We start from the raw sequence: 1,147 nt of genomic DNA on the forward strand, positions 1-1,147 counted from the left end.
TTCAAAGTGAATTAAATGGCGGCTTTCATTATGATGTAAATTCATTATATCCGTACGTTATGAAAGTGAACCCAATACCTATAGGGAAACCGCGTCACCATAAAGGAGACAAAGCCCGAAACGTATTTAAATATTGGTACAGCTATAGACAGGGCGGCGGTTTTTTAGAATGTGATATTCACATACCGACTACTTTACATATACCGCCTCTACCTCACAGAATGTACAAAAAATTATGTTTCCCGGTCGGTAACCTTTCAGGGATATGGACGTTTGAAGAAATTGAATTGGCGTTAGAAATGGGTGCTAAAATAAAAGAAATTCATCAATGTATTTATTTTGAAAAGACCGATTATATATTTAAAGATTTTGTCTCCTATTTTGAAGAGATTAAAAATACAAGTGATGGAGCAAAAAAGACGTTTGCAAAATTAATGCAAAATGCACTGTACGGAAAATTCGGTATGCAAAGGGTTCGGCAAACGATTTTACCTGTCACAGAAATTGAGACATGCGAAGAAAAAGGCTATCCTTATGTTGAATTATTTAACCCTGTATATGGACAAGAATTTATTGAAGCAGCCGTCCCCAGCAAAGCGCCGTATATTCAGCCGCATATAGCCGCCTACGTTACGTCATACGCGCGTATTTTATTATATAGAGGTTTAATTAAACAATTAGAAAAAGGCGATGTGGCATATTGTGATACCGATTCAATAGCATGTGAAGCTATTTTTGATGATGACATGGTTGACGATAGAGAGTACGGTAAATGGAAACTGGAAGGTATTCTTGAAGAAGGTTTATTCATTCAACCAAAAACGTATTATGAAAAATATGCTGATGAAATAAAACCAGAAGAAATAGAAAAAGAAATATCCTCTTTTTCTCGGAATGTATTTAATTATCCCGAAAAAAGCAAAGTAAAACAATATCGTTTGGTCAAAGGTTCGGAGACAATGAAATTTAAAGGCATTCCCGGCGCGTATATCAAGAAATTAAATAGAGGGGTATATTATGATATCCTAGAGAAATTAAAAAGCTTACAGGCGCGTCAGGAGAGCGGAGAAATGATAACGAAAAAAGAAACCTATTATTCTATTTATAAAGTCGAATTATAAAGACTAAAATTTTATAATATTCTTAA

At 34.4% G+C, this 1,147-nt stretch carries 1 protein-coding gene; it reads left to right on the forward strand.

The genetic code is table 11. The features are described from left to right. On the forward strand, nucleotides 1–1,121 hold a 1,121-nt coding region (locus ACFWWQ_RS29695; protein ID WP_384602365.1), incomplete at its 5' end, for a DNA polymerase. Nucleotides 1,122–1,147 lie beyond the last annotated feature (26 nt).

The organism is Streptomyces sp. NPDC059080 (genome assembly GCF_042739975.1).
GTDB lineage: Bacteria > Actinomycetota > Actinomycetes > Streptomycetales > Streptomycetaceae > Streptomyces > Streptomyces benahoarensis.